The sequence below is a fragment of the Leisingera sp. ANG-Vp genome (assembly GCF_000813725.1).
GTDB lineage: Bacteria > Pseudomonadota > Alphaproteobacteria > Rhodobacterales > Rhodobacteraceae > Leisingera.
This window is the reverse complement of record NZ_JWLD01000016.1, coordinates 44,741-69,718: the sequence shown is the minus strand read 5'-3', so window position 1 is coordinate 69,718 and position 24,978 is coordinate 44,741. Positions and strand designations below refer to the sequence as shown.

Sequence of the window (24,978 nt, the reverse complement as noted above, 5' to 3'; positions counted from 1 at the left end):
CCGGCCCCGCGTTTTATGAAACGGGACCGGTCTTCAGGGGGGTATTCCCGGGGTTCAGGGGGCTGGCTTAGCGGGCAGCGGTGCTGCCGCGCAGGCGGGCCTGGTAGCTATGCGCCTTCCAGTCGGCGCGGGCAAGCCATTGGTCTTCGGGCTGGCGGGCGGCCAGCTCATCGGACAGTTCAACCTCGTCAAAGCCCGAGCGGCGGGCCATGGCGTACTGGTCGGCGATCACATGGCCAAAGGCGCGCAGGCGGCCCTCGTAGCCTTTCAACCGCAGCTGGCGGGCCAGGGTAAAGCCGCGCCCGTCGGCAAAGCTGGGGAAGCTGATGCGCACGAGTTCGATACCGCTGAGGTCAGCGGCGTCCTCGGCCAGGTTGGCATCAGAGGCAAGCTCAAGCACATTGCTGCCTTCAAAGCCGCCTTCCCAGTCGTCCTGGGCAAATCCGGTGTCGGTCACAATTACAGTCATCTTACTCACGCTCCTGTGCGCACAAACTGGCCGTCCACCACGTGGATGCCGCATTCTTCCTTGTTTTCCCCGCGCCACCGGCCGGCGCGCGGGTCTTCGCCTTCCTTGACCGGGCTGGTGCAGGGCGCGCAGCCGATCGAGGGATAGCCCTTGGCCACCAGCGGATGGCGGGGCAGACGGTTTTCATCCATATAGGCGCGCACGTCTTCCGGCGCCCAATGGGCCAGCGGGTTGATCTTCAGCCGCCCGGTGCCGTCCTCGACCTCAAAGAACTCGAGCGCGGCACGGGTGCCCGACTGGAACCGCTTGCGGCCGGTGATCCAGCCATCGTAATTCGCCAGCGCCTTTTGCAGCGGCACGGTCTTGCGCAGGGTGCAGCAGGCGTCCTTGTCGCTGAACTTGAGGGCCCCGTAGGGGTCCTTCTCGGCGATGTCGTCGGCGCGGATGATGCGCACATTGCGCAGGCCCAGCCGCTCGCTCACCTCCTGCTGATAGATCAGCGTTTCGGTAAACAACAGCTCGGTGTCTACGAACACAACCGGGGTCATCGGGTCGATGATCGCGGCCATGTGAAGCAGCACCACGGATTCCGCGCCGAAGGAGGAGACAAGGGCGATGTGGCCCGCGTCCCGCAATGCGCCCTCCATCACCGAGGTGGCCGAATGGTGGCGGAAGCGCGCATTCAGCACCTCCGCCTTGGCGGCCAGCTCCCGGTCCCGGAGAAGCTCGGCTTCTCCGGCGGGCTTGTTTCCGGCTGTCTGGAACATCAGATCAGGCGACTTTCTTTGCTGCCTCGGGGTAGAGCGCGGCCTTGAAGGGATCCATGCCGACCCGGCGGTAGGTCTCGATAAAGGTCTCCTCGGCGCTTTCGCGCACCGCCAGATAGGTGTCCACGATCCGCTCCACCGCAGGCACGATTTCGTCATAGGCGAAACCGGGGCCGGTGCGGGTGCCGATGGCGGCGTTCTCCGAGGCGTCGCCGCCCAGGGTGATCTGGTAGTTCTCGACGCCGGCGCGGTCCAGACCCAGGATGCCGATGTGGCCCACATGGTGGTGGCCGCAGGCGTTGATGCAGCCCGAGATCTTGATCTGCAGGTGGCCGATGTCATGCTCCAGCTTCAGCTCGTCAAAGCGGGTGGCAATCTCCTGCGCGACCGGGATCGAGCGCGCGGTGGCCAGGTTGCAGTAGTCCATGCCGGGGCAGGCGATGATGTCCGAGATCAGGCCCAGGTTGGCGGTGGCCAGACCGTGCTCTTTCAGCTTGGCATGGATCGCGGGCAGGTCCGACTTGTGGACATGCGGCAGGATCACGTTCTGCTGGTGGCTGATGCGCAGCTCGCCATAGCCGTACTGCTCGGCCAGGTCCGCCATCACGCGGATCTGCTCAGCCGATGCGTCGCCCGGGGTTGCGCCATGCGCCTTGATCGAGATGGTGGCGATGGCGTGGCCTTCGGCACGGTGCTGATCCAGGTTGGTATCGGCCCAGGCGCGGAACACCGGGTCGTTTTCGTAAGCGGTGTCGAACGCTTCGGTGGAGCCCGAGCGGAACTCCGGCGCGGTGAAATGCGCCTTGATCTCTTCCAGCAGCTGCTGGTCGGTGCCGTCGTACTGGCCGCGGATGGTCAGGAAGGCTTCTTCGGTCATCGCGCGGTAGGTGTCGATGCCGTTCTCCGAAACGGTGATCTTGATGCGCGCCTTGTACTTGTTGTCGCGGCGGCCCAGCACGTTGTAGACGGTCAGAACCGACTCCAGATAGGGCAGCAGATCCGCCTGCGGCAGGAACTCGCGCAGGGTCTTGCCGATCATCGGGGTGCGGCCCAGGCCGCCGCCGACGATGACCTTGAAGCCGATCTGGCCGTCCTGCTCGACCACTTGCAAGCCCACGTCATGCGCCTTGATCACGGCACGGTCGGTGTTGCTGCCGGTGATGGCGATCTTGAACTTGCGGCCCAGGAACTGGAATTCCGGGTGGTCGGTGGACCACTGGCGGATCAGCTCGGCATAGGGGCGCGGGTCGGTGACTTCTTCTGCGGCGGCACCGGCGAAATGGTCGGCGGTGGTGTTGCGGATGGTGTTGCCCGAGGTCTGGATGGCGTGCAGGCCAACCTCACCCAGCGCGTCCAGCATGTCCGGCAGGTCGCGCAGTTTCGGCCAGTTGTACTGGATGTTCTGGCGGGTGGTGAAATGGCCGTAGCCGCGGTCCCACTTCTCGGCCAGCAGCGCCAGCGCGCGCATCTGGTCGGGGTTCAGGGTGCCGTAGGGAATCGCAACCCGCAGCATATAGGCGTGCAGCTGCAGATAGACGCCGTTCATCAGGCGCAGGGGGCGGAATTCTTCCTCGGTCAGCGAGCCGTCGATGCGGCGCTCGACCTGGGCGCGGAACTGGGCATTGCGTTCAGCCAGGAAGGCTTCGTCAAACTCGTTGTACTTATACATTGGCTTGCGCCTCCTGCTTGCCATGGAAGTAGTTCGAGGGGCCGGTGCGGCGGAATTCCTCGCGGAAATGGGTCGGCTCGGGGCCGTTCGGGCCTGCCTTGGCGTCGGCCAGATAGGCGCCGACGATCTTGATGTTCTGCTTCTCTGCTTCCAAGAGGCGCAGGGGTGCTACGGCCTCATCGGTGATCAGCTCGGCCTCGGACATGTGCCGGGTCCAGGTGTCCTGAGCGGTGAAGTAGATCACATCGCCTTCGAGCAGGTCGTTGGCAGTGATGACTTTGGGCGTAAAAGCGCGGGCCATTATGCAAGCTCCGTTTTGAGATCGTTCAGGGCAGAAACCGCTTTGCGCGGTGCAAGGCCCAGGAATGTGAGGGCAGGGCCGTCGAACCCGGCCGCATCCAGGTCGGCGGGCAGGCGGTCCAGATTGGTTTCCAGCACCCGCTGTTCCGGGCGCGAGGCGTTTTCGACAATGGTCACCGGCGTTGCGCGGTCGGCGCCATGCATGATCATCCGGCCCTGCACAAAGCGGGCCGACTTCTTACCCATGTAGACAGCGGCCACTTCCCCGGGACGCGCCAGCGCCGCCCAGTCATGATCGGCAAAGCCTTTCATGTCATGGCCGGTCAGGAACCGGACCGAGGAGTTGCGGCCGCGCTGGGTCAGGCTCTGGCCGATGCCGGCCACAGCAGCGGAGGCTGCGGTGATGCCGGGGATGATCTGGCTGGCGATGCCTTCCGCTTCCAGCGCGGTCAGTTCTTCATCCAGGCGGGCAAAGATGGTGGGATCGCCGGCCTTCAGCCGCAGCACCTTCTTGCCGGCCTTGGCATGGGCCACCAGGCGCGCGCAGATCTCTTCCTGAGAGACTTGCGGGCCGAAGCCTTCCTTGCCGACATTCTCCAGCACTGCCTGCGGACCGGCCAGCGCCATGATCTCTTCGCTGACCAGACGGTCGTAGAGGATCACGTCAGCCTCCTGCAGCGCGCGCAGGGCTTTGACGGTCAGCAGATCCGGGTCGCCGGGGCCGGAGCCCGCAAAGGCAACCTGGCCCGCAACCATACAGCACATGCCGCCGCGGACGTGAGCGGTGGCATTGGCAGCATGTGTCGTCTGTGCGGACATTCCGGAATCCCTCTCCAAGGTGGTTTGACTTGGGGGTAGATATAGGAAATATTCCCGGTATTGCGCTATATGGGCAGGTAAATAAGAACATTGGTTCCGCAAGGGGCGAAACCCGGGCCGATGGTCCTCATGAACAGGAGAAAACAGGAATGACGGTGCGGATCGACGGCACGGACAGGAAAATTCTGGCTGAACTGCAGCGCGATGCCAGCCAGTCGCTGGACGAAATCGCCCGCCGGGTGGGCTCTTCCAAGACGCCTGTGTGGAATCGCATCCGCAAGCTCAAGGAGGCCGGGGTGATCGGCCAGCAGACAGTGCTGCTGGATGCGGATTCATTGGGGTTCGAGGCTTGTTTCTTTGTCCTGATCCGCACCTCCGAGCATGAGGCGGAATGGCAGGCCAAGTTCCTGAAAGCACTGCGCGACCGCCCCGAGGTGCAGGAGGCCCACCGGCTGGCGGGCGACATCGACTATATCCTGAAAGTGCGGGTGCAGAACGCCCGTGCCTATGACGTCTTCTATCAGGCGCTGATTTCCGAGGTGAAAGTGCACAATGTGACCGCGCTTCTGTCGATGGAAGAGATCAAATCCACAACGATGCTGCCGCTGGGCTAGGCCCGGCAGCAGAAGGCCCGGCCAGGGGCTGGCCGGGCTATGGCCTTTTACAGAGGCGGGCGCAGCAGCAAATGCCGCCCGTCGTCCAGCCGCCAGGGCGATGTCTCTCCGGCGGCAGTCTCCTGTTTCACGCCGATGTCCGCCAATAGATGCGGAGAAATTTCGCTCAGCCGCTCCAGGTCGCAGCGGGGCACCTGCACTTCTTGGCGCAGTGCAGATATGCATGGGTGAGTTTTTCTCTGTCGCAGAAGGTCCGCGATCCACCGGAAGACGCGGCTGGCCAAAGAGGCAGAGGGCTGCGAACCTGTACGTCCATATTCAGTAACCATGGCATTTCCTCCAATCTGGAGGATAGAAATACCGCCCGCAGGGGCTTGCGCGCAAACCAGTTAAACTGCACCATGGATTAGGAAAACTGATCCATGGTGATATGATGCGCCTGCCCCCCCTCAATGCTCTGCGTGCCTTTGAGGCCGCCGCCCGCCACCAGGGCTACATCGCCGCGGCGGGCGAGCTGTTCGTGACCCGCGGCGCGGTCAGCCGCCAGATCAAGATCCTGGAGGAGCACATCGGCGTGCAGCTGTTCCACCGCCACGCCCGCGGGGTGGAGCTGACAGCGGCGGGCCAGCGGCTCTTGCCGGTGCTGACTGAGGCCTTTGCGATGATGCAGCGCGAGGTGGACCGGATTGCTGCGGATGCCTCCGAGCTGCGGGTGATCTGCCCGCCGACACTGTCGCTGCGCTGGCTGCTGCCGCAGCTGGAAGAGTTCCGCGCGGCGCATCCGGAAATCACCCTGCGGCTGGCCACCGATTTCTACGGCAGCAAAGGGTTTGAAAGGGCGGAATACGATCTTGGCATTTCGCTGGAGAACATCCCGGGACGGCCTGCGGATATCGAGGTGATGCCCTTGTTCGACATGATCCTTTCCCCGGCCTGCGCCCCGTCGCTGCTGCCGCAGCTGGCCGACGGGCCGGCGGCGCTGCCGGGACTCAGGCTGCTGCACGAAACCCCGCGCCGCGAGGATTGGGGAACCTGGGTGCGGCACTTCGGGGTTGAGGGCGTGGACCCGGCCAGCGGCGAGGTCTTCCCCAACCTGGACATGGCCACCCGCGCGGCGGTGATCGGGGCTGGCGTGGTGATGGCGGATCTGGTTCTGTGCCGCGATGAACTGGCGCGGGGAGATCTGGTGCTGCCGTTCCCGGAGATGACCTGCGGCACCCCAACCGGGGCCTATGCCCTGATCGGAGAACGGCAGAAATGGCATGATCCCAAGGTGGCAGCCTTCCGGGATTGGCTGCTGAACAGTTCTGCCATGGTTGCGGCACCGGTTTTGCCGGGGTGATACACGGAAAGGGGAGGCAGGGGGCGCTGCCCCCTCGGCGCTTAGGCGCCGCACCCCCGGAGTATTTGGGCAAAGAAGAAACAGGGGGAGCCGCGCCGCGTCAGCGGCGCCGGGCCCAACCGGGCAAAGGGATCTCCGATCCCTGCAGCGCGGGCGGGAGCTTGCCGGTTTTATTTTCGTGTCACAAGCAGTTCAGAGAGCCCGTGAAAGTGGTAGCAGTTGGCGTACTCCGGTTCTGCCGCCAGTTTCAGATCCGGGCAGCGGGCGAACAGGACCTGCAAGGCGATCTGCATCTCCAGCCGCGCCAGCGGCGCGCCGGCGCAAAAATGCAAGCCGCCGCCGAAGCTTTTGTTCACCTTCGGCGGGCGAGCCGGATTGAAGCGGTCCGGCTGATCCAGTGCCTTCGGGTCGCGGTTGGCTGCCCCCAGGAGCAGAGCGACCTGGTCGCCGCGCTTGAAGGTATGGCCAAAGACCTCGGCCTCCTCGTAGGCATAGCGGGTGAAGAGGTGCAGCGGCGGATCAAACCGGAGGATCTCCTCCACCAGCCCTTCAATAGCTTCCGGCGCCAGCCAGGCCGGATCCCAGCCGTGCTGCAGCAGGGTTTTCACCCCATTGCCCAGGGCATGCACCGACGCTTCGTGGCCCGCGTTCAACAGCAGGATGCAGGTGCCGGTGAGCTCATCCGCGGACAGTTTGTCGCCTTCCTCCTCGGCCGCGATCAGCCGGGTGATCAGGTCATCGCGGGGATCGCTGCGGCGTTCCTCGATATAGCCGCGCAGGAAATCCGAAAACGCCTGCGCTGCCTGGGCCGCGGCGTGCTCCATCTCTTCGGTCCGGGCGGCCTGGTACATTGCAACCATCCTGTGCGACCAGTCCAGCAGCTGCGGCGCCATTTCCTCGGGCACGCCGAGCAGGCGGCAGATGGTGATCACCGGCACCTGGGAGCAATAGGCGTCCAAAAGGTCGAAGGGCTGGTCCGGGAAGGCATCGATCAGCCCATGGCACAGCGCGGTAATACCCGGCTCCAGTGCTGCAATCCCGCGGGATGTAAAGGCGTGCAGCACCAGTTTGCGCAGCCGGGTGTGGCGGGGCGGCTCGGCATCCAGCATCGAATGCGCTTCGGCTTCAAGGAATGGGGCGAGATGAGCGGGGCCGGGTTTGCGCATTTCCTCCGGCATCTCCCGTCCGAACCGGCGGTCGCGCAGCAGCATATGCACCGCTGTGTTTCCGAAGGCGGCCACCATGCTGTAGTCCTGCCAGTAGTGCAGCTGGCCCTGTTCCTGCGCCTTTGCATAGAACGGGTAGGGATTCTGCACGAATCCGGGGTCGGTCGGGGACTGGGTCAATGTCTTCATGGTGCTGATCTTGCCGTTGCGGCTGGCCAATGCAAGGGGGGCGCTGTTAACGTGGCGCCATGAAAACACAGAGAATTCTCCGTCTCAGCCTGCCCGCCGGATTTCTGCTGGCGGTGGCGGCGCTGGCGCTGGCGGTCTGGTCCTATGGCTACCGGCAGGCGCTGGACAGCCTGGCCGAGCGCAGTGCCGCGGATCTGGCGCTCGCCTCGGACCGGGTCAGCAGCCAGCTGCAGATCTACCAGGAACTGGCGGTGCTGACCGCCGGGCATCCGGTTCTGGAGGACCTCTCCACAGCCGCGGCGCGGGAAAGGGCAGCCGCGCTGCTGCGCGCGGTGGCTGACAAGACCGCGGCGCTGGATGTGTTCTTTGCCGGTGCCGATGGTGCGGTGCTGGCAGCGGCGGAAGGGGTGCCGGGGGCCTCAGTGGCGCAGGAAAGCTACTTCCGCCGCGCCAAACAGGGGGCCCTGGGCACTGGCCACGGGGTTTTGCAGCCCGAAGGCAAACGCGCTTACTTCTACGCCGCTCCAGCCTTTGCCGCAAATGGCGGCGTGCGCGGGGCGCTAGTGGTTGTCGCTGATGTGGCGGATGTGGAACAGACCTGGCGCGGCTCCTTGCCGGCAGTGTTTTTCACCGGGGCGTCGGGCGAGGTCTTCATTGCCAACCGTTCGGAACTTCTGTTCTGGCGCCAGGGCGAGGGCAGCCCGGAAGTGATGCGCCGTGACCTCCATGGCGGGCACGAGATCTGGTCGCTGCAGGGCAGCCCCTATCTGCCGCAGCGGGCTTTGCATCTGGCGGTGCAGCTGCCGGTCATAGGCATGACCGGAGAGATCCTGGTGGATGTGGCGCCGGCCCGGCGGATTGCGGCCCTGCAGGCCGCGGCGCTGGCGGGGACCTGCCTGGCTTTTGGCGCCATGCTGTTCTTTGTGATGGAGCGCCGGCGCACTCTGGCGGAAGCGAACGCCGTGCTGGAAAGCCGGGTTGCGGCGCGCACCGAGGCGCTGTCGCAGGCCAATGTGCAGCTGCGCCGCGAGGTGCGGGAGCGCGAGGAGGCCGAGGCGGCCTTGAAGCGGGCGCAGGAGGAACTGGTGCAGGCGGGCAAGCTGTCGGCGCTGGGGCAGATGTCGGCGGGGATCAGCCATGAGCTGAACCAGCCGCTGATGGCGATCCAGCAATATGCCGAGAACGGGTCTGCATTTCTGGAGCGCGGCAAGGCAGAGCGGACGGGGGAAAACCTCGGCCGGATTGCCGATATGGCGGCGCGGATGGCGCGGATCATCAAGAACCTGCGCGCCTTTGCCCGCAACGAAAGCGAGCCGGTGGGGCGGGTCGATCTGATCAAGGTGCTGGAGGATGCGGTGGAGCTGACGCAGGCGCGGCTGCGCGAGTGTTCCGTGCGCCTGGACTGGGCGCCGCAGCCGCGGGGAGAGGTCTTTGTGCGCGGCGGCGAGGTGCGGCTGACGCAGGTGTTTGTCAATCTGATCAACAATGCCGCGGATGCGATGCTGGACCAGGAGGACCGGCTGATCCGGATCGCGGTGCGCACCGGTGCGCCGCTGACGGTGACGGTGGCTGACATCGGTCCCGGGCTGAAAGAGCCTGAGAAAGTGTTTGACCCGTTTTACTCGACCAAAGCGGTGGGCAGCTCGGAAGGCATGGGGCTGGGGCTGTCCATTTCCTACGGATTGGTGCAGAGCTTTGGCGGCAATATCCGCGGGGCCAACACCGCGGACGGGGCGGAGTTCACGGTGGAGCTGGAGCCGTGGAGCGCAGCAGGCGAAAGGGAAAATGCCGCATGACACGCAAGGTGCTGCTGGTCGATGATGATGCCGATCTGCGCGAGGCGCTGGCACAGACGCTGGAGCTGAATGATCTGGAAGTGGTGGTCTGCGGCTCCTTTGTGGCGGCCAAGGATCATATCACGCCTGGCTTTGACGGCATCATCGTCTCGGACATCCGGATGCCGGGGCGGGACGGGTTTCACCTTTTGGACTACGCCCGCGGCGCCGATGAGGAACTGCCGGTGGTACTGCTGACCGGCGAGGGCGACATTCCGATGGCGGTGAAGGCAATGTCGCAGGGGGCCTTTGATTTCCTGGAGAAACCCTGTGCGCCTGCCGATTTCCTGCAGGTTCTGGAACGCGCCTTGAAAACCCGGGCGCTGGTTCTGGAGAACCGGCGGCTGAAACGCCAGCTGGAGACCGGCGATCCGGCCTCGCGGCTGCTGTTCGGCACCTCGCCGCAGGCCGAAGAGATGCGGCAGAGGGTGCGGGCGGTGGCGCCTACGGGCGCTGAAGTTCTGGTGACCGGAGCGCCGGGCAGCGGTATTTCCAAGGTGGCTGAGGTGATCCATCTGATGTCGCCGGCGGGCCAGGGGCCGTTTGTGAAACGGCCTGCCGCGGGGCTGGCAGCGGAGGCGGTTGCTGCGCTCAGCCAGGAGGCTGCAGGGGGCTCGCTGTTTCTGGACGAGATCCAGGCGCTGCCGGAGCCTGCGCAATATGCCCTGGTGGAGCATCTGGAGCAGGGCAATGGCACAAGGGTCATCGCAGGCAACAGCGGCGATCTGGCGGCACGGGTGCAGGCGGGCGGATTCAATCCGGACCTGTTCTACCGGCTGGACGTGATGCGGGTGCGGATCCCGTCCCTGGCCGAGCGGCCCGGCGATATTCCGGTGCTGTTCCGCCATTACGTGGCGCAGGCTGCTGAGCAGGCAGGGGTCGAGCCGCCGGAGATCAGCCAGGAGCACCTGGCGGCGCTGATGGCGCAGGACTGGCCGGGCAATGCGCGGTCCCTGATGTCGGCGGCAATGCGGTTTGTTCTGGGAATGCCGGAGGAAGCTGCGCAGTCAGCAGGGCTGGGGCTGGCCGAGCAGATGGCGCAGGTGGAACGGTCGCTGCTGATCGCAGCGCTGGGGCGGCAGAACGGGCGTGCGGCTGCGGCCGCCGAAGCCCTGAAGCTGCCGCGCAAGACGTTTTATGACAAGCTGGCGCGCTATGGCATCCGGCCCGAGGACTACCGCCGCTGAAAGGTGCAGGCGTGGTCTGGTCCGGCCTGTCCGGCCGGGAGTGTAAAGGAGGCGGCGCCGCCTGCTGCCCGCTCAGGGGCAAAGAGGAAGCACCCGATTCCCTTCTGAAAATGTATGGCGCTAACATTTGTGCGGAAATCCGCACAGATTGAAATCCGGCCTGTGCGGGATTTCGCACAGCTTTCGGCCAAGCTTGGTGCTGCAGGTGAGGTGATTTCCGTAAGTGACTGTGAATTATTGGTAATTATTGATCCTGTCTGATTCTCGAATCATTTCTTGAGCGGTTCCTCTCGATTCCCGATGCTGCTGTCAGTCTTCAACTCTGCGCAGAGGAGCGCAGCGAATTCCTTGGGAGGAGAGATCATGAAATTCCTGACCACTGCCGCAACCGCATTGGCACTGGCCGTGACTGCAGGCGCCGCATCCGCGGCCTGTGATGATGGCGAGATCGTGGTGAAGTTCAGCCACGTCACCAACACCGACAAGCACCCGAAAGGCATTGCGGCCTCGCTGCTGGAACAGCGCGTGAACGAAGAGATGAACGGCACCATGTGCATGGAGGTCTACCCGAACTCCACGCTCTACAACGACAACAAGGTTCTGGAAGCGATGCTGCAGGGCGATGTGCAGCTGGCCGCGCCGTCGCTGTCGAAGTTTGAGAAGTTCACCAAGCAGTTCCGCCTGTTCGATCTGCCGTTCATGTTCAAGAACATCGAGGCGGTGGATGCGTTCCAGGCCTCCGAGACCGGCCAGGAAATGCTGGATTCGATGCAGCGCCGCGGCCTGCAGGGGCTGGCCTACTGGCACAACGGCATGAAGCAGATGTCGGCCAACAAGCCGCTGGTGGAGCCCACCGACGCCAACGGCCTGAAGTTCCGCGTGCAGTCCTCGGACGTGCTGGTGGCGCAGATGGAAGCAATTGGCGGCTCGCCTCAGAAAATGGCGTTCTCGGAAGTTTACGGCGCGCTGCAGCAGGGGGTTGTCGACGGGCAGGAGAACACCTGGTCCAACATCTACGGCAAGAAGTTCTTTGAGGTGCAGGACGGCGTCACCGAGACCAACCACGGCGCGCTGGATTATCTGGTGGTGACCTCGGTCGACTGGCTGGACAGCCTGGACCCTGCGGTGCGCGACCAGTTCCTGACCATCCTGACCGAAGTGACAGCCACCCGGAACGCTGAGTCCACCAAGGTGAACGGCGAGGCACGCCAGGCGATCATCGATGCCGGCGGCGTGGTGCGCGAGCTGAGCGCCGAGCAGCGCGCGGCCTGGGTCGAAGCGATGAAGCCCGTGTGGGAGAAATTTGCTGGCGACGTCGGCCAGGAGAAGATCGACGCCGCACAGGCAATCAACGCAGGCCTCTGAAGCAGGCCGCATCCGGGGTGCCCTGGCGGGCGCCCGGTTACAGCAGGCGGCGTGGGGATCCGCCGCCTGCTTTTCTTTTTCCGCTGACAATTGGGGGAACTGCCATGACGGGGTCCAGAACCGGTCCGTCCGGGTTTATCCATTCACTCGAAGAAACCCTGATCGCGCTCCTCCTGGGGCTGATGACGGCCATCACTTTTGCCAATGTGATTGCGCGGTTTGTGTTCAATTCCAACATTCTGTGGGCGCTGGAGCTGACCGTGTTCCTGTTTGCCTGGCTGGTGCTGCTGGGGGCGTCTTATGCCGTGAAGGTGCACGCGCATCTGGGGGTCGATGCCGTGATCAACATGATGGGTGCACCTGCGCGCCGGGCGGTCGGGCTGTTTGCTGTCGGCTGCTGCCTGGTGTTTTCGCTGCTCTTGCTGAAAGGCGCCTATGACTACTGGGCGGTCTTTGCCGATCTGCCGCCCACCTCGGGGCGGTGGTTCCCGACCGGGTTCGACATGAAAGCGCGTTCGCAGAGCTTCTATGAAGTGCAGGACGTGCCGATGGTGAGCTTCCTGCGGTTCCTGGAGGACCTGATCAATTACGGCGACGCCTACGAGAAGCTGCCCAAGGTGGTGCCGTATCTGGTGCTGCCGGTGTCGATGCTGCTTCTGGTGTACCGCTTCATTCAGGCGGCCTTGCAGATTTTCCGCGGCGAGGCCGACCGGCTGGTGGCCAGCCATGAGGTCGAGGATGAGATCGCCGAGGTGCAGGCGCAGCGCGGGGAGCATGACTGATGGAAGTGGTAATCCTTTTTGCGATGGTGATCGGCCTCTTGCTGATCGGGGTGCCGATTGCGGTCTCCCTGGGCCTCAGCTCCACCATCTTTCTGCTGATCTACTCCGATAGCTCGCTGGCTTCGGTCGCAGGCACGCTGTTTGAAGCCTTTGAGGGGCATTTCACCCTGCTGGCGATCCCGTTCTTCATTCTGGCGTCCAGCTTCATGACAACCGGCGGTGTGGCGCGGCGGATCATCCGTTTCTCCATCGCCTGTGTCGGTCACCTGCCGGGCGGTCTGGCGATTGCGGGCGTGTTTGCCTGCATGCTGTTTGCCGCTTTGTCGGGGTCTTCGCCTGCCACTGTGGTGGCGATCGGTTCCATCGTGATCGCAGGCATGCGGCAGGTTGGGTACTCCAAGGAGTTTGCAGCGGGCGTGATTTGCAACGCGGGCACTCTGGGTATTCTGATCCCGCCGTCGATTGTGATGGTGGTTTATGCGGCTGCGGTTGAGGTTTCGGTAGGCCGGATGTTCCTGGCCGGTGTGATCCCAGGGCTGATGGCGGGCCTGATGCTGATGGTCACCATCTACGTGATGGCCAAGGTCAAGAACCTGCCCAAGGGCGAGTGGAAGGGCTGGGGCGAAGTCCTCACCTCGGCGCGCGAAGCCGGCTGGGGACTGTTCCTGATCGTGATAATCCTGGGCGGCATCTATGGCGGGATCTTCACGCCGACCGAGGCGGCAGCAGTGGCAGCGGTTTATGCCTTCTTCATCGCCAGCTTCGTCTACCGGGATATGGGACCGCGCTCGGAAGCCAGCTCCTGGGGGGCAGGCGCCAAGGCGGAAGCCGCCAAACTGCAAGGCGGCAGCAGCTTTGCGGGCTTCTTTGCCAGGCTGCCGGAGCAGCTTTGGCTGCGGGCCAAGGCTTTTGTGCTGAACTTTGCGGAGAGTGCTGTGTATCTGGTTCCGTCGCTGGTGCACCGGGATACCAAGCACACGCTGTTCGAGGCCGGTAAGCTGACCGTCACCCTGCTGTTCGTGATCGCCAATGCACTGATCCTGAAGCATGTGCTGACCGATGAGCAGGTTCCGCAGCATATCGCCAATGCAATGCTGTCGGCAGGCTTTGGCCCGGTGATGTTCCTGGTGGTGGTGAACGTGATTTTGCTCATTGGCGGCCAGTTCATGGAGCCCTCGGGCCTGCTGGTCATCGTGGCGCCCCTGGTGTTCCCGATTGCCATCGAGCTGGGCATCGACCCGATCCACTTGGGCATCATCATGGTGGTGAACATGGAGATCGGCATGATCACCCCGCCGGTTGGCCTGAACCTGTTTGTGACCTCGGGCGTGGCGGGGATGCCGATGATGGGGGTGGTGCGCGCGGCCCTGCCGTTCCTGGCGGTTCTGTTCGTGTTCCTGATCCTGATCACCTATGTGCCTTGGCTGTCGACTGTGCTGCCAAACGCGGTGATGGGGCCGGAGATCATAACAAAGTAAGGTTGTGCCAAAAAGAAACGCCCCGGAGAGCCGGGGCGTTTTTCGTTTCAGGGCAGGGGCGCTGCCCCTCTTGTCCCTTCGGGCCAATTCACCCCGGGGTATTTCGGACCAGAAAGAAGCGCATGAAATCCGCTGCTTCTTTCTGGTCTAAAATACCCGAAAAGCCTCAGCTGGCCTCAAGCGCTGCGATGATGGGGGAGAAATCCGCGGCCTTCAGGCTGGCGCCGCCCACCAGGGCGCCGTCGACGTTGGAGACGGCAAAGATTTCTGCCGCGTTCGACGGTTTGACCGAGCCGCCGTAGAGCAGGCGGATGCTGTCTGCAGTTTCGGCACCGAAGCGGGCGGTGAGTTCGGCGCGCAGGAAATCATGCACTTCTGCGATTTGCTCCAGGGTCGGCACCTTGCCGGTGCCAATGGCCCAGACCGGCTCATAGGCGACCACGGTGTTTGCGCCGGTGGCGGAAGCAGGGACAGAGCCTGCGAGCTGGGCGCCGGCCACTTTGAGGGTGTCGCCGGCTTCGCGCTCTTCCAGGGTCTCGCCGAGGCAGATCACAGCTGTCAGGCCTTCGTTGATGGCGGCTTCGGATTTGGCGCAGACCTGGGCGTCGGTCTCGCCATGATCGGCGCGGCGCTCGGAGTGGCCGAGGATCACGGCGGTGGCGCCTGCGTCTTTCAGCATGGCGGCAGACAGGTCGCCGGTGTGGGCGCCCGCAGCGCTGGCGTGGCAGTCCTGGCCGCCGACGGCGACAGCGCTGCCCTTGGCGGTGTCCGCGGCGCGCGACAGCAGGGTGGCGGGCGGGCAGATCAGGATGTCTGCAGAAGGCCCGGCATGGCTTTCGGCCAGCGCTGCCAGTTCCGCCAGGCTTGCGCCGGTGCCGTTCATCTTCCAATTGCCTGCTGCCAGTTTCCGCCGCATGGGGGTGCCTCCGATCCTCGTCATTTGGGCGTGACTGGTAGCACCGGCAGCGGGGCGGCGCAATTCGCTTGAGGGCTGTGCAGAACATCAAAAAAGGCGGGGAAAGCCCCGCCTGCTGAATTCCCTGCGATGGGTGCCTGCCGGCGGCCGGCTCAGGCGCCGGGCATTTCCTTGAAGGAGATCGACTCGCCGCAGCCGCAGGCTTCGGAGACATTCGGGTTGTTGAACTTGAAGCCGCTTTCCAAGAGCGTCACCTCATAGTCGATCTCAGTGCCGAACAGGAACATCTGGGCCATCGGCGCGATCAGGATGCGGGCGCCGTCCTGTTCCACCACCTCGTCGTTGGTGTCGGGCGCATCGACATATTCCATGGTGTATTCCATGCCCGCGCAGCCGCCTTTCTTGACGCCGATGCGCAGGCCCGCATGGCCGTCCTTGGCCATCAGCTTGGCGATCTGCGCCGCCGCTTTGGGCGTCATGGTCACAGCCTGTTTGCCGGGAATGCCGAACATGGGTTTCTCCTTACACTTCCCATCTATCTAGGACGGGTGCCGGGGCGGCTCAACCCCGCAACGCTGCGGAATCGGGGCCGGACGGCAGAATAACATAAATCTCTGATGCGGAAATTAAAGAGGCCGCCTCCTGGGCGGGGAGGCGGCCGTTGCCGGGGCTATGTGACAATAGGAAAGGGACGGTGGTCAGAGCCCCATGCAATTCGCATAGTATGTGACGGTGGCAGGCCAGTCGGAGAACACGCCTTCGACGCCCACGTCCTGAGCCAGCACATCCAAAAGCTGGTAGGCCATGCCGTCGCCGGCGGCGGCGTCCCGGACCGACTGGAAGTACCAGCCGCCGCCGGAGGCCAGCGGGCCGGAACGCTCCAGCGTCCAGGTGATCAGCTTGAGGCCCGCAGCTTTGGCTTCATTGGCATAGGCCGAGGGGACAATCCTGCCGTTGTCGAGCGTCACCAGCATCCACATCGGCGGGGCGAGGTAGTTGACGCCCTGAGCGTGCAGCTCCGCAAAATCGAGCGGGAAAGTGTCCGGGTTGTTTGCGTCAAACCCCTCCCGTCGGTAGCTGTTGTCCAGTAGCACCGCCTGCCTGCCGAACGCGGGCTCGTGCTCGATCCAGTAGAGCACGTCTTTAAGGTTGAAGCTTTGCACCCAGACGTCCGCAGGCGGGATGCCGGCGGCCTTGTACTCATTGATCAGTTTTTGGGCATAGTCTGCCTGCGTGAAGCCGTTGAAGGGCATCGCGACGGCGGGGCTTTTCAGCTCGGGGGTGAATTTGGCGCCTAAGGATTTGAACAGCGCTATCGAGTCCGCGTGGGTCATCAAGGCGGCACCTCCGGCGTAAAGCGTGGTGCGCCAGGCCGCGGTGCCGCCCTGATAGGCCTCAGGTGTTACGGCGGTCCTGTCGGCGCTGTCCATCTTGGGCTGCAGGCTGCGGAACTCGGCCAGGGTCAGCTCGGAGGTGCGGCATTCGGCATTGGCGGGCGTGCCGCCGTTTGCCGGGGTGAAGGGCTGGATGCAGGTCTCTGCCAGATCCGTGGTCAGGATGTCCGTGGTCGTGTGCAGATCGTTCTGGGCGTGGCGGCAGACCAGCTCCAGATCCTTGGTAAAGGTCACGTCGCATTCCAGGATGCCGGCCCCCATCTGTGCGGCGGCCACGTTGGATTCGACGGTATGTTCGGGAAACATCAGCGGCGCACCGCGGTGGCCGATGGAGAAATCCGTGCGCGCAGGTGTCTGGGCGGCGCAGGACTGAAGTTTGTCCTTCAGCGGGCCCGCAGGCAGTTTGCTGATCAGGTAGGCCGGGCGGGGGCCATAGCTAAGGCCGGCTTCCGGCGGGGCGGAAAAAACGGCTGCGGGAAGCAAGCAGACGGCTGCCGGAAGCAGGGCAAGGCGCATGAAAAACTCCGGTGCTGCAAATCTGCCGGCACCAGAGCGCAAGTTTGTAACAGCCAGAGGGCGGTTCAGTAACCGGCAGGTTAAGGTCTTGTGACAAAGGCACCCGGAGAGGGTGCCGGGGTTACATGAACCCCAGTTCCAGCCGGGCTTCGTCGGACATCATCTCCATGCCCCAGGGCGGTTCCCAGGTGAGCTCGACATCGACGCTTTTGACGCCGTCCACCGGGGATATCGCATCAACGATCCAGCCCGGCATCTCGCCTGCCACCGGGCAGCCCGGCGCGGTCAGGGTCATGATGATCTTGACGTCGTTTTCGGCGTTGATGTCGACCGTATAAATCAGCCCCAGCTCGTAGATGTTCACCGGGATCTCCGGGTCATACACCGTGCGGCAGGCATCGACGATGGACTCATACAGCGGGTGGCTGACTGAGGAGGGCGCGATCAGCGGTGCGCCTTCAAGCGGTTCGGAAGGGTTGGTCATGATAGTCCCGGTTTGATATTCCGACCGTTTATATAGGAAAACCGCGGCCCGGCGTCCAGAGGCGGCGGCAGTCTCCAGGTGCAGGTTCTGTTTACCAGCCGGTCCTTGATCATTTGATCTGTGCGGGTATGCGCGCTAAGTTGTGGTTCCCCCAAGATGTTTTGCAAAGCTGCCCGAGCGCAGCAGGCAGGGTGCCGCCCTGGCTTTGCTGCGGGTTCCGGCAGGAGTCTGGAGGAGACATGCCGAAGCCGACTGCCCTTCTGCGTCTTGTTGCTGCAGCCTGTTTGCTGGCTGCGGCGCTGCCTCAGGCAGCAGGAGCTCAGGATCAGGGCGCCTGGCAGTGGCAAATCACCCCTTTTGCGCTGGCGCCCTCCATTGAAGGGACAACGGAACTTGGAAGCCCCGCGGGGGATGTGTCTATCGATGCGGGCGATGTGTTTGACCAGCTGCAGGCGGGCGGCATGCTGCAGTTTGAGGGGTTCCATGCCAGCAATTTCGGTTTCCGGCTGCGCTATGGTGTGCTGGATGCGGACAGCACCAGGTCAAGTGCCGGGTCCGCTGTGCCGCTGCGTTATGACCAGAACCTGGGCGAGGCTGTGGTGGGCTACCGCTTCGGCAGCACCCGCAACCGGTTCGAGGTTTTCGGCGGGCTGCGCCACTGGGACGTGGACACGGTTGCGGATCTGCCGGGCGGCACGCTGCGGCAGGGCGGCAGCTGGAGCGATCCGATTGCCGGGCTGCGCTGGCAGCGCCGGTTGTCGCCGGAGTTCTCGGTGCTGCTGGAGGGCGACGTGGGCTTTGCCGGGGACTCTGAGGAAAGCTGGTCGGCGATGGGCGGGCTGGTCTATGACCGCTGGGAGCGTGCCTCGATCTATCTGCTCTACCGCGGGCTGGGGGTGGAGTATGAAGAGGGAACCCGAGGCACGGGCACTTTTTTCAGACATGACGCGGTGACACACAGCCTTCTGGCGGGAGTGGGGTTCCGGTTCTGAGGCCGGGTGCTTAGCATCCGCCGTCGTGCCAGACAGGCATCGGGCCGGGTTTTCATGTGCAGCCTTCGGGCGGCGGGATGTGGGAACCGGCAGGTTTATCAGCGGCAGCCGGGTCAGCCGGTCCACGCCGTAGAAGCCGATAAGCCGGACTTGCCCCAGGGTGATGCCCACAAATATCAGCGTGCCGAGCAGGGCAAACCATGTGGTGCGGGCGTTATGGATGAGGACATAGATGCGGGCGTTATGCGCCGGCTGATCGCAAATTGTTTGAAATCCTGACGCGAAACGAGGCTGATCCTGTCGCGTCAGGCTGTTATGCAGGCTGGGGGTCGCAAATCGGGATGTGCGCCGCGCCGGTCAGTCGTTGATGTCGTGGTTGAACCTTTTCACCTGGCCTTTGGGCAAGGCAAAGAAACGTTTCAGCAGCAGCCAGGCGGCCAGCGAGATGCCTGCAAAGATCAGCAGCAGCAGCGGCAGGCCCCAGGCGGCACCGGTGGTCAGCAGCAACAGGCCTACGGCAGCGGCACCGATGGCAAAGCCGAGGAAGATAAACCCGGGTGCCAGCACCTCGAGAATGGCCAGCGCCAGCGCCGCCGCGCACCAGACCCACCAGAGTGTCCAGATTTGGGTCTCCATCACAGGCGCCCCTTCAGCAGCTTGAAGGCGTCGCCGAAGGCCTCCATCGCGTGGGCGGGCAGGACAATGGTCTGCTTGCCGTCGCCGTTGCCAAGCGCGTTGAGCGCCTCGACCTGTTTCAGCGCCACCTGGTATTGCGCGGCCTCGATGCCGTGCTCGCGGATCGCCTTGGCAACGACCTGAGTGGCATAGGCTTCGGCCTGAGCCTGCACCCGGCGGGCCTTGGCAGCCTGTTCGGCGGCATAGAGCTCGGCGTCGGCCGCCAGTTCGACGGCGCGTTTCTGGCCTTCGGCCTCGGTCACCTGGGCGCGGCGGGCGCGTTCGGCGTTCAGCTGCTGCAGCATCGCGTCGCGGGTGGCCTGGTCGAGGTTCACGTCGAGGATCTCGGCGCGGGTCACTTCGATGCCCCAGTCGTCGACAGCGGTTTCCACGGCTTCCTGAATGCGGGAGATCAGCTGGGCCCGGTTCGACTGCACCTCATCCAGGTCCATTTTGCCGATCTCGGCGCGCACGATGCCGGCCACGGTGGTGGCAATGGCGCCGTCCACATCGCGGATCCGGTACACAGTCTTTTCCGGCTCGAGGATGCGGTAGAACACCGAGGTGTCGATCTGCACCAGCACATTGTCCTTGGTGATCGCATCCTGGGTGGCATTGGGCAGCTGGCGCTCCAGGATCGAGATCTTGTGGCGGGCCACGTCCAGCAGGGGCACGATGAAGTTGATGCCGGGCCCTAGGACCGAGTGCAGACGGCCAAACCGTTCCACCACGTATTTCTCTGATTGCGGCACGATCTTGATGCCTTTGAAGATGATGATGACCAGCAGCACCGCCCCGAGAATGTAAAGGAGGTTGCTGGAGAGAAGCTCCAGGATGAGATCTTCGTTCATGAAAGAGTCCTTTGCTTGCTCAATGGGGGCGGGCAGCTCGCTGCTGGCCGGCGGCGGGGCCGGGGCGGCAGAGTCCGCTGCGGCCGGCTCCGGGGGCGGCGGCGGCTGCTCTGCCCGCGCCGACGGGCCGGAGGGCGCTGCCTGGCCGCTGGGTGTCTTGGTTTTGTTCAATGCGCGGCCCTATTGTGTGCAATGGTATACATTTAGGTCTTCCGGCGCTGATTTCAATAACTGTATGGCGCCAAGCGCTTGCCGCTGGCAAGCCCCGCAGGGTTGAATTGCCGCAGGATTTCGGGCAAATGCTGCGGGTTTGCGCCAGTTCGCCGCTGCCGCCCCTGCCCAAACCCAAGGACCCGTCATGACCGCCCGTTTCTCCTTTGATCTGAAAGCCACCGATGGCAAGGCCCGCACCGGTGTCATCAATACGCCGCGGGGCGAGATCCGGACCCCTGCCTTTATGCCGGTGGGGACCGCGGCAACGGTCAAGGCGATGATGCCGGAAAGCGTGCGCGCCACCGGCGCGGATATTCTCCTGGGCAATACCTACCACCTGATGCTGCGCCCGACGGCTGAGCGCATCGACAGCTTGGGCGGCCTGCACAAGTTCATGAACTGGGAGCGGCCGATCCTGACCGATTCCGGCGGCTTTCAGGTGATGTCCCTGGCCGGGCTGCGCAAGCTCACAGAGAAGGGCGTGACCTTCAAGAGCCACATCGACGGCTCCAAGCATGAGCTGACACCGGAGCGCTCGATGGAGATCCAGCGGCTGCTGGGCTCGGACATCGTGATGTGCTTTGACGAATGCCCGGCGCTGCCTGCGGACCGCAAACGCATTGCCGAGTCGATGCGCCTGTCGATGCGCTGGGCGGAACGGAGCCGCGAGGCCTTTGGCGACCGGCCGGGGCATGCGCTGTTCGGCATCATGCAGGGCGGGCTGGAATCCGACCTGCGCGAGGAATCTGCCGAAGCGCTGAAAAAGATTGGCTTTGACGGTTATGCCGTGGGCGGCCTGGCAGTCGGCGAGGGGCAGGAGGCGATGTTCGACTGTCTGGATTACGCACCCGGCTACCTGCCCGAGGACAAGCCGCGTTATCTGATGGGCGTCGGCAAGCCGGACGACATTGTCGGCGCTGTGGCCCGCGGTATCGACATGATGGACTGCGTGCTGCCGTCGCGTTCGGGCCGCACCGGGCAGGCGTTCACCCGCCACGGCGTGGTGAATATCAAGAACGCCCGCCACCAGGACGATCCGCGGCCGCTGGACGAAAACTGCTCCTGCCCGGCGTGTGCGAATTACTCCCGCGCTTACCTGCATCATGTGTTCCGGTCGAACGAGATGATCTCGGGCATGCTGCTGACCTGGCACAACCTGCATTACTTCCAGGACATCATGGCAGGCATGCGCGAGGCGATTGCGGCGGGAACGTTCGAAGCCTGGCAGAAGAACTTTCACGAGATGCGCGAGCAGGGCGATATCGAACGGCTCTAATTGCGGTTGCGCTATGCCCTTGGGTTGTGCTGAGTGCACTCAGCACATTCCCGATGAGGCTTTTCATGACGCGTATTCTGGCGCTGCTTTCTTTCCTGCTTCTCGTGAGCCCGCTGCAGGCCTCGGAACCAATCATGCGCTATCTGGCCTTGCGGGATGGCTGGGTTTCCTGGATTTACGTCCATGTACCAGAGCAGGGCGATCTGAACCTGGAGGCTATGGATGGCCTCATGGCCATCAGCATCAGCAGGAAAGAGCCAACCGCCAATGGTCTTCCAGCCCAGGCGGATGCGCCCATGCTGCAGGCCTTCAGCGATACTGTTTCGGCCGCGCTGAAAGAATTCGGCGGGATCTATCTGGGAGAGCAGAGCGGCGGAAATGTCACCAGCATTTATGCTGCAATTCCCTTGCCCAACGACGGCCTGCGGGACGCGCTTCTTAAAAATGTGAGGGCGCTGGGGCATGAGCCGGATTTGCGGGCCAAACTTGGCGGGCATGAGGAGTTCTATGCCTCGTTTCTGCTGCCAACGCTCTACGACTATGAGGTGCAATACAATCTGGCTGTGACCCAGGCTCTGGCAAAGCAGGGCGATCTGGCTGAGGTTGCCAGAGATGTGGAGCACTTTGCATATTTCAAGAATGCAGAGGGTGCCGCGGCCTTTGAAAACCTGATCAAGTCTTATGGGTACATTCATTCAAAAACATCGAAGGCCGAAGCGGGGCCCGGGGAGCATCTGGTCCGTTTTCGCCACTTTGGGGTTATCGATGTATGGGAAATCTCGGAGCGTACTTTGAAGTTGAAGCAGGCAGCCTTGGAAGCCGGCGGCGAGTATGATGGCTGGGAAACTCAGGTCATCAAGACGCGCAATGGCGGGTGAAGCAGCCTGCCGAGGCTATGTGTGGTTGCAGTTGGTTGAAACGTGGTTCGGCCAGCCTGGATGACTTCCGCTCCGCTGGCAGGTCGAAGGGGATCCAGGCTCGAAATCGCAGCTCAGCGGTAAATGTATGGAAAATTGAATCTCGCTACCGAATCTTTACCGCATTCCTGCCTTGTGATCCGGGACGGCTGCAGGCAAGGTGTGCCCCAGCCTTGAAAGCGGGCGGTTGAAAACCCGCCGCCGCTGCACCAGATAAAGACCTCCAATGAGGAGACGGGCCAAAGCTGCCGGACGCCGGGGCCGGGCCGTCTTGCCAAACCAAAGGACCGAGTATGCAAGAGCCACTCAATTCCTCCTACCCCGTACTTCCGCTGCGCGATATCGTGGTCTTCCCCCACATGATCGTGCCGCTGTTCGTGGGCCGGGAAAAATCGGTGCGCGCCCTGGAAGAGGTGATGGCGGATGACAAGCAGATCCTGCTGTCCAGCCAGATCGACCCTTCCGAGGATGATCCTGATACCGACAGCATTTACACCACCGGTGTGCTGGCCAATGTGCTGCAGCTGCTGAAGCTGCCCGACGGCACCGTCAAGGTGCTGGTCGAGGGCCAGACCCGCGTGCAGATCACTGAATTTCTGGAAAACGACAACTTCTTCGAGGCCAAGGCCGAAGAGCTGACCGAGATTCCAGGCGACATCACCACCACCGAGGCGCTGGTGCGCACCGTCGGCGATGAGTTCGAGCGCTATGCCAAGGTGCGCAAGAACATCCCCGAGGAAGCCCTGTCTGCCGTGGGTGAGACCGCCGAGCCGGCCAAGCTGGCCGACCTGGTGGCCGGCCATCTGGGCATTGAGGTCGACCGCAAGCAGGAACTGCTGGAGACGCTCTCTGTCAGCGAGCGGCTGGAGAAGGTCTATGGCCTGATGCAGGGCGAAATGTCGGTCCTGCAGGTCGAGAAGAAGATCAAGACCCGCGTCAAATCCCAGATGGAGAAGACCCAGCGCGAGTATTATCTGAATGAGCAGATGAAGGCCATTCAGAAGGAGCTGGGCGACGGCGAAGAGGGTGCCGGCGAAATCGCCGAGCTGGAAGAGAAAATCGCCGCCACCAAGCTCTCGAAAGAGGCACGCGAGAAGGCCGATGCGGAGCTGAAGAAGCTTAAGAACATGTCGCCGATGTCGGCGGAAGCCACCGTCGTGCGCAACTACCTCGACTGGATGCTGTCGATCCCGTGGGGCAACAAGTCCCGCGTCAAGAAGGACCTGAACAAGGCGCAGGAGATCCTGGATGCGGATCACTATGGCCTGGAGAAGGTCAAGGAGCGGATCGTCGAATACCTGGCGGTGCAGCAGCGTTCGGCCAAACTGAAGGGGCCGATCCTCTGCCTCGTCGGCCCTCCCGGCGTGGGTAAGACCTCGCTGGGCAAATCGGTTGCAAAAGCCACCGGGCGCGAGTTTATCCGTATTTCCCTGGGCGGCGTGCGCGACGAGTCCGAGATCCGCGGCCACCGCCGCACTTATATCGGTTCGATGCCGGGCAAGATCATCCAGGCGCTGAAGAAGGCCAAGACCACCAACCCGCTGATCCTGCTCGATGAAATCGACAAGATGGGCCAGGATTTCCGCGGCGACCCGGCCTCGGCGATGCTGGAGGTGCTGGATCCGGAACAGAACAACACCTTTATGGATCACTATCTGGAGGTCGAGTATGACCTCTCGAACGTGATGTTCCTGACCACCTCCAACAGCTACAACATGCCGGGCCCGCTGCTGGACCGGATGGAGATCATTCCGCTCTCGGGCTACACCGAGGATGAAAAGCGCGAGATCGCCAAGCAGCACCTGATTTCCAAGCAGGTGAAGAACCACGGCCTGAAGGCCAAGGAGTTCGAGCTGACTGAGGATGCGGTGACCGAGATGATCCGCACCTACACCCGCGAGGCGGGCGTGCGGAATCTGGAGCGCGAGATCGCCAAGGTGGCGCGCAAGTCGCTGACCAAGATCGTCAAGAAAGAGGCCGACAGCGTGACCGTCACGCCGGAGAACCTTGACGATTTCCTGGGCGTGCCGAAGTTCCGCTTTGGCCTGGCCGAGAAAGAGGATCAGGTTGGTGTGGTGACCGGGCTGGCCTATACCTCGGTGGGCGGTGAGCTGCTGTCGATTGAAGCGCTGCGCCTGCCGGGCAAGGGCCGGATGAAGACCACCGGCAAGCTGGGCGACGTGATGAAGGAGTCGATTGAAGCGGCGTCTTCCTATGTGCGCTCGGTGTCGCCGAAGCTGGGCATCAAGCCGCCGCGGTTCGACAATTGGGACATCCACGTGCACGTGCCGGAAGGCGCCACGCCCAAGGATGGGCCGTCGGCCGGCCTGGCGATGGTCACCTCCATCGTCTCGGTGCTGACCCAGATTCCTGTGCGCAAGGACATTGCGATGACCGGCGAGGTCACACTGCGCGGCAACGCGCTGGCCATCGGCGGGTTGAAGGAAAAGCTGCTGGCGGCGCTGCGCGGCGGTATCAAGACGGTGCTGATCCCGCAGGAGAACGAAAAGGACCTGCCGGATATTCCGGACAACGTGAAAGAGGGGCTGGAGATTATTCCCGTGTCTCACGTGTCGGAAGTGCTGAAGCATGCGCTGGTGTCGCAGCCGGATCCCATCGAATGGGACGAGGAAGCCGAAGAGGCCGCTGCCGCCAAGGCGGCGCTGAAGGAGACCGGCAAAGGGGCAGGGGCCACGGCCCACTGACCGGCATCCGCAGGGTTGCAAGCAGAACCTTCCCGCGGATTTCCCGGGGGAAGAAAA

The 24,978-nt window shown here is 63.4% G+C and carries 24 protein-coding genes; 11 read left to right on the top strand and 13 right to left on the bottom strand.

All coding sequences use genetic code 11. The features are described from left to right. Positions 1-67: 67 nt before the first annotated feature. Genes RA20_RS06490 through cobA form a run of 5 tightly spaced genes read right to left on the bottom strand, consistent with a single transcriptional unit; the run spans position 68 to position 3,961 of the window. Positions 68-469, bottom strand: a complete 402-nt coding sequence (locus tag RA20_RS06490; protein WP_039125819.1) for a DUF934 domain-containing protein — start codon at positions 467-469, stop codon at positions 68-70. Positions 470-474: 5 nt separating this feature from the next. Beyond that, a complete protein-coding gene (locus RA20_RS06485) occupies positions 475-1,236 on the bottom strand; it encodes a phosphoadenylyl-sulfate reductase (RefSeq protein WP_039125817.1) in 762 nt (253 codons plus the stop codon). Between the two features lie 4 nt (positions 1,237-1,240). Continuing rightward, entirely contained in the window at positions 1,241-2,905 is a 1,665-nt protein-coding gene (locus tag RA20_RS06480; RefSeq protein WP_039125815.1) for a nitrite/sulfite reductase, read from the bottom strand. Beyond that, on the bottom strand, positions 2,898-3,206 hold the full coding sequence (locus RA20_RS06475; RefSeq protein ID WP_039125813.1) for a DUF2849 domain-containing protein: 309 nt from the start codon (positions 3,204-3,206) through the stop codon (positions 2,898-2,900). The genes RA20_RS06480 and RA20_RS06475 overlap by 8 nt, the downstream gene beginning before the upstream one ends. Beyond that, positions 3,206-3,961, bottom strand: coding sequence for a uroporphyrinogen-III C-methyltransferase (cobA, locus tag RA20_RS06470; RefSeq protein WP_039125942.1), 756 nt, complete (start codon positions 3,959-3,961; stop codon positions 3,206-3,208). The genes RA20_RS06475 and cobA overlap by 1 nt, the downstream gene beginning before the upstream one ends. A 212-nt stretch (positions 3,962-4,173) precedes the next feature. Between cobA and RA20_RS06465 the strand changes: the two genes are divergently transcribed. Further along, entirely contained in the window at positions 4,174-4,638 is a 465-nt protein-coding gene (locus RA20_RS06465; protein WP_039125812.1) for an Lrp/AsnC family transcriptional regulator, read from the top strand. Positions 4,639-4,685: 47 nt separating this feature from the next. Here RA20_RS06465 and RA20_RS25700 read toward each other — a convergent pair whose 3' ends face one another. Further along, positions 4,686-4,832 carry a hypothetical protein gene (locus RA20_RS25700; RefSeq protein WP_193748781.1) on the bottom strand — a complete coding sequence of 49 codons (147 nt, stop codon included), beginning with the start codon at positions 4,830-4,832 and terminating at the stop codon, positions 4,686-4,688. A 239-nt stretch (positions 4,833-5,071) separates the two neighbouring features. On the opposite strand from RA20_RS25700, the gene RA20_RS06460 reads away from it, so the two are divergent. After that, entirely contained in the window at positions 5,072-5,980 is a 909-nt protein-coding gene (locus RA20_RS06460; protein WP_052248863.1) for a LysR substrate-binding domain-containing protein, read from the top strand. A gap of 170 nt (positions 5,981-6,150) precedes the next feature. Here the strand turns inward: RA20_RS06460 and RA20_RS06455 are convergent, their stop codons facing one another. Further along, complete coding sequence (locus RA20_RS06455; protein WP_039125940.1) at positions 6,151-7,335, bottom strand: cytochrome P450; 1,185 nt, start codon at positions 7,333-7,335, stop codon at positions 6,151-6,153. A 59-nt stretch (positions 7,336-7,394) separates the two neighbouring features. On the opposite strand from RA20_RS06455, the gene RA20_RS06450 reads away from it, so the two are divergent. The 5 genes from RA20_RS06450 to RA20_RS06430 all read left to right on the top strand — a co-directional run bounded on the left by RA20_RS06450 (position 7,395) and on the right by RA20_RS06430 (position 13,982). Then, positions 7,395-9,131 carry a sensor histidine kinase gene (locus tag RA20_RS06450; protein ID WP_039125810.1) on the top strand — a complete coding sequence of 579 codons (1,737 nt, stop codon included), beginning with the start codon at positions 7,395-7,397 and terminating at the stop codon, positions 9,129-9,131. Further along, positions 9,128-10,357, top strand: a complete 1,230-nt coding sequence (locus tag RA20_RS06445; RefSeq protein WP_039125808.1) for a sigma-54-dependent transcriptional regulator — start codon at positions 9,128-9,130, stop codon at positions 10,355-10,357. The genes RA20_RS06450 and RA20_RS06445 overlap by 4 nt, the downstream gene beginning before the upstream one ends. 363 nt (positions 10,358-10,720) lie before the next feature. Next, complete coding sequence (locus RA20_RS06440) at positions 10,721-11,722, top strand: DctP family TRAP transporter solute-binding subunit (protein ID WP_039125806.1); 1,002 nt, start codon at positions 10,721-10,723, stop codon at positions 11,720-11,722. Positions 11,723-11,826: 104 nt separating this feature from the next. Next, entirely contained in the window at positions 11,827-12,504 is a 678-nt protein-coding gene (locus tag RA20_RS06435) for a TRAP transporter small permease (RefSeq protein ID WP_039125805.1), read from the top strand. After that, positions 12,504-13,982: a TRAP transporter large permease gene (locus RA20_RS06430; RefSeq protein WP_039125802.1), complete on the top strand. Its 1,479-nt coding sequence runs from the start codon at positions 12,504-12,506 to the stop codon at positions 13,980-13,982. The genes RA20_RS06435 and RA20_RS06430 overlap by 1 nt, the downstream gene beginning before the upstream one ends. A gap of 166 nt (positions 13,983-14,148) precedes the next feature. Here the strand turns inward: RA20_RS06430 and tpiA are convergent, their stop codons facing one another. From tpiA to RA20_RS06410, 4 genes are all read right to left on the bottom strand, one after another. Then, positions 14,149-14,898 (bottom strand): triose-phosphate isomerase, encoded by a 750-nt coding sequence (tpiA, locus tag RA20_RS06425; protein WP_039125800.1) that lies wholly within the window; start codon positions 14,896-14,898, stop codon positions 14,149-14,151. 152 nt (positions 14,899-15,050) lie between these two features. Next, positions 15,051-15,410: a HesB/IscA family protein gene (locus RA20_RS06420; RefSeq protein WP_039125798.1), complete on the bottom strand. Its 360-nt coding sequence runs from the start codon at positions 15,408-15,410 to the stop codon at positions 15,051-15,053. A gap of 186 nt (positions 15,411-15,596) precedes the next feature. Further along, entirely contained in the window at positions 15,597-16,808 is a 1,212-nt protein-coding gene (locus RA20_RS06415; protein ID WP_052248857.1) for a glycerophosphodiester phosphodiesterase family protein, read from the bottom strand. A gap of 121 nt (positions 16,809-16,929) precedes the next feature. Beyond that, positions 16,930-17,292 carry an SUF system Fe-S cluster assembly protein gene (locus RA20_RS06410; protein WP_039125796.1) on the bottom strand — a complete coding sequence of 121 codons (363 nt, stop codon included), beginning with the start codon at positions 17,290-17,292 and terminating at the stop codon, positions 16,930-16,932. Between the two features lie 239 nt (positions 17,293-17,531). Between RA20_RS06410 and RA20_RS06405 the strand changes: the two genes are divergently transcribed. Continuing rightward, positions 17,532-18,284: a hypothetical protein gene (locus RA20_RS06405; RefSeq protein WP_039125794.1), complete on the top strand. Its 753-nt coding sequence runs from the start codon at positions 17,532-17,534 to the stop codon at positions 18,282-18,284. Positions 18,285-18,641: 357 nt separating this feature from the next. Here RA20_RS06405 and RA20_RS06400 read toward each other — a convergent pair whose 3' ends face one another. Together RA20_RS06400 and RA20_RS06395 are read right to left on the bottom strand one after the other, a co-directional pair. Then, positions 18,642-18,920: an NfeD family protein gene (locus RA20_RS06400; protein WP_039125792.1), complete on the bottom strand. Its 279-nt coding sequence runs from the start codon at positions 18,918-18,920 to the stop codon at positions 18,642-18,644. Continuing rightward, entirely contained in the window at positions 18,920-19,810 is an 891-nt protein-coding gene (locus RA20_RS06395; protein WP_039125938.1) for an SPFH domain-containing protein, read from the bottom strand. Before RA20_RS06395 ends, RA20_RS06400 begins: the two co-directional genes overlap by 1 nt. A 358-nt stretch (positions 19,811-20,168) precedes the next feature. Here RA20_RS06395 and tgt point away from each other — a divergent pair, with 358 nt between their 5' ends. From tgt to lon, 3 genes are all read left to right on the top strand, one after another. Further along, a complete protein-coding gene (tgt, locus tag RA20_RS06390; RefSeq protein WP_039125937.1) occupies positions 20,169-21,299 on the top strand; it encodes a tRNA guanosine(34) transglycosylase Tgt in 1,131 nt (376 codons plus the stop codon). A gap of 65 nt (positions 21,300-21,364) precedes the next feature. Beyond that, positions 21,365-22,177 (top strand): ribonuclease E inhibitor RraB, encoded by an 813-nt coding sequence (locus tag RA20_RS06385; protein ID WP_039125790.1) that lies wholly within the window; start codon positions 21,365-21,367, stop codon positions 22,175-22,177. A 332-nt stretch (positions 22,178-22,509) separates the two neighbouring features. Further along, positions 22,510-24,921: an endopeptidase La gene (lon, locus tag RA20_RS06380; RefSeq protein ID WP_039125788.1), complete on the top strand. Its 2,412-nt coding sequence runs from the start codon at positions 22,510-22,512 to the stop codon at positions 24,919-24,921. The last annotated feature ends 57 nt before the right edge of the window (positions 24,922-24,978 follow it).

Coding starts and splice junctions, on each gene's coding strand:
- RA20_RS06490 (WP_039125819.1), bottom strand. CDS start 469: ATGACTGTAATTGTGACCGACACCGGATTTGCCCAGGACGACTGGGAA.
- RA20_RS06485 (WP_039125817.1), bottom strand. CDS start 1,236: ATGTTCCAGACAGCCGGAAACAAGCCCGCCGGAGAAGCCGAGCTTCTC.
- RA20_RS06480 (WP_039125815.1), bottom strand. CDS start 2,905: ATGTATAAGTACAACGAGTTTGACGAAGCCTTCCTGGCTGAACGCAAT.
- RA20_RS06475 (WP_039125813.1), bottom strand. CDS start 3,206: ATGGCCCGCGCTTTTACGCCCAAAGTCATCACTGCCAACGACCTGCTC.
- cobA (WP_039125942.1), bottom strand. CDS start 3,961: ATGGTTGCGGGCCAGGTTGCCTTTGCGGGCTCCGGCCCCGGCGACCCG.
- RA20_RS06465 (WP_039125812.1), top strand. CDS start 4,174: ATGACGGTGCGGATCGACGGCACGGACAGGAAAATTCTGGCTGAACTG.
- RA20_RS06460 (WP_052248863.1), top strand. CDS start 5,072: ATGCGCCTGCCCCCCCTCAATGCTCTGCGTGCCTTTGAGGCCGCCGCC.
- RA20_RS06455 (WP_039125940.1), bottom strand. CDS start 7,335: ATGAAGACATTGACCCAGTCCCCGACCGACCCCGGATTCGTGCAGAAT.
- RA20_RS06450 (WP_039125810.1), top strand. CDS start 7,395: ATGAAAACACAGAGAATTCTCCGTCTCAGCCTGCCCGCCGGATTTCTG.
- RA20_RS06445 (WP_039125808.1), top strand. CDS start 9,128: ATGACACGCAAGGTGCTGCTGGTCGATGATGATGCCGATCTGCGCGAG.
- RA20_RS06440 (WP_039125806.1), top strand. CDS start 10,721: ATGAAATTCCTGACCACTGCCGCAACCGCATTGGCACTGGCCGTGACT.
- RA20_RS06435 (WP_039125805.1), top strand. CDS start 11,827: ATGACGGGGTCCAGAACCGGTCCGTCCGGGTTTATCCATTCACTCGAA.
- RA20_RS06430 (WP_039125802.1), top strand. CDS start 12,504: ATGGAAGTGGTAATCCTTTTTGCGATGGTGATCGGCCTCTTGCTGATC.
- tpiA (WP_039125800.1), bottom strand. CDS start 14,898: ATGCGGCGGAAACTGGCAGCAGGCAATTGGAAGATGAACGGCACCGGC.
- RA20_RS06420 (WP_039125798.1), bottom strand. CDS start 15,410: ATGTTCGGCATTCCCGGCAAACAGGCTGTGACCATGACGCCCAAAGCG.
- RA20_RS06415 (WP_052248857.1), bottom strand. CDS start 16,808: ATGCGCCTTGCCCTGCTTCCGGCAGCCGTCTGCTTGCTTCCCGCAGCC.
- RA20_RS06410 (WP_039125796.1), bottom strand. CDS start 17,292: ATGACCAACCCTTCCGAACCGCTTGAAGGCGCACCGCTGATCGCGCCC.
- RA20_RS06405 (WP_039125794.1), top strand. CDS start 17,532: ATGCCGAAGCCGACTGCCCTTCTGCGTCTTGTTGCTGCAGCCTGTTTG.
- RA20_RS06400 (WP_039125792.1), bottom strand. CDS start 18,920: ATGGAGACCCAAATCTGGACACTCTGGTGGGTCTGGTGCGCGGCGGCG.
- RA20_RS06395 (WP_039125938.1), bottom strand. CDS start 19,810: ATGAACGAAGATCTCATCCTGGAGCTTCTCTCCAGCAACCTCCTTTAC.
- tgt (WP_039125937.1), top strand. CDS start 20,169: ATGACCGCCCGTTTCTCCTTTGATCTGAAAGCCACCGATGGCAAGGCC.
- RA20_RS06385 (WP_039125790.1), top strand. CDS start 21,365: ATGACGCGTATTCTGGCGCTGCTTTCTTTCCTGCTTCTCGTGAGCCCG.
- lon (WP_039125788.1), top strand. CDS start 22,510: ATGCAAGAGCCACTCAATTCCTCCTACCCCGTACTTCCGCTGCGCGAT.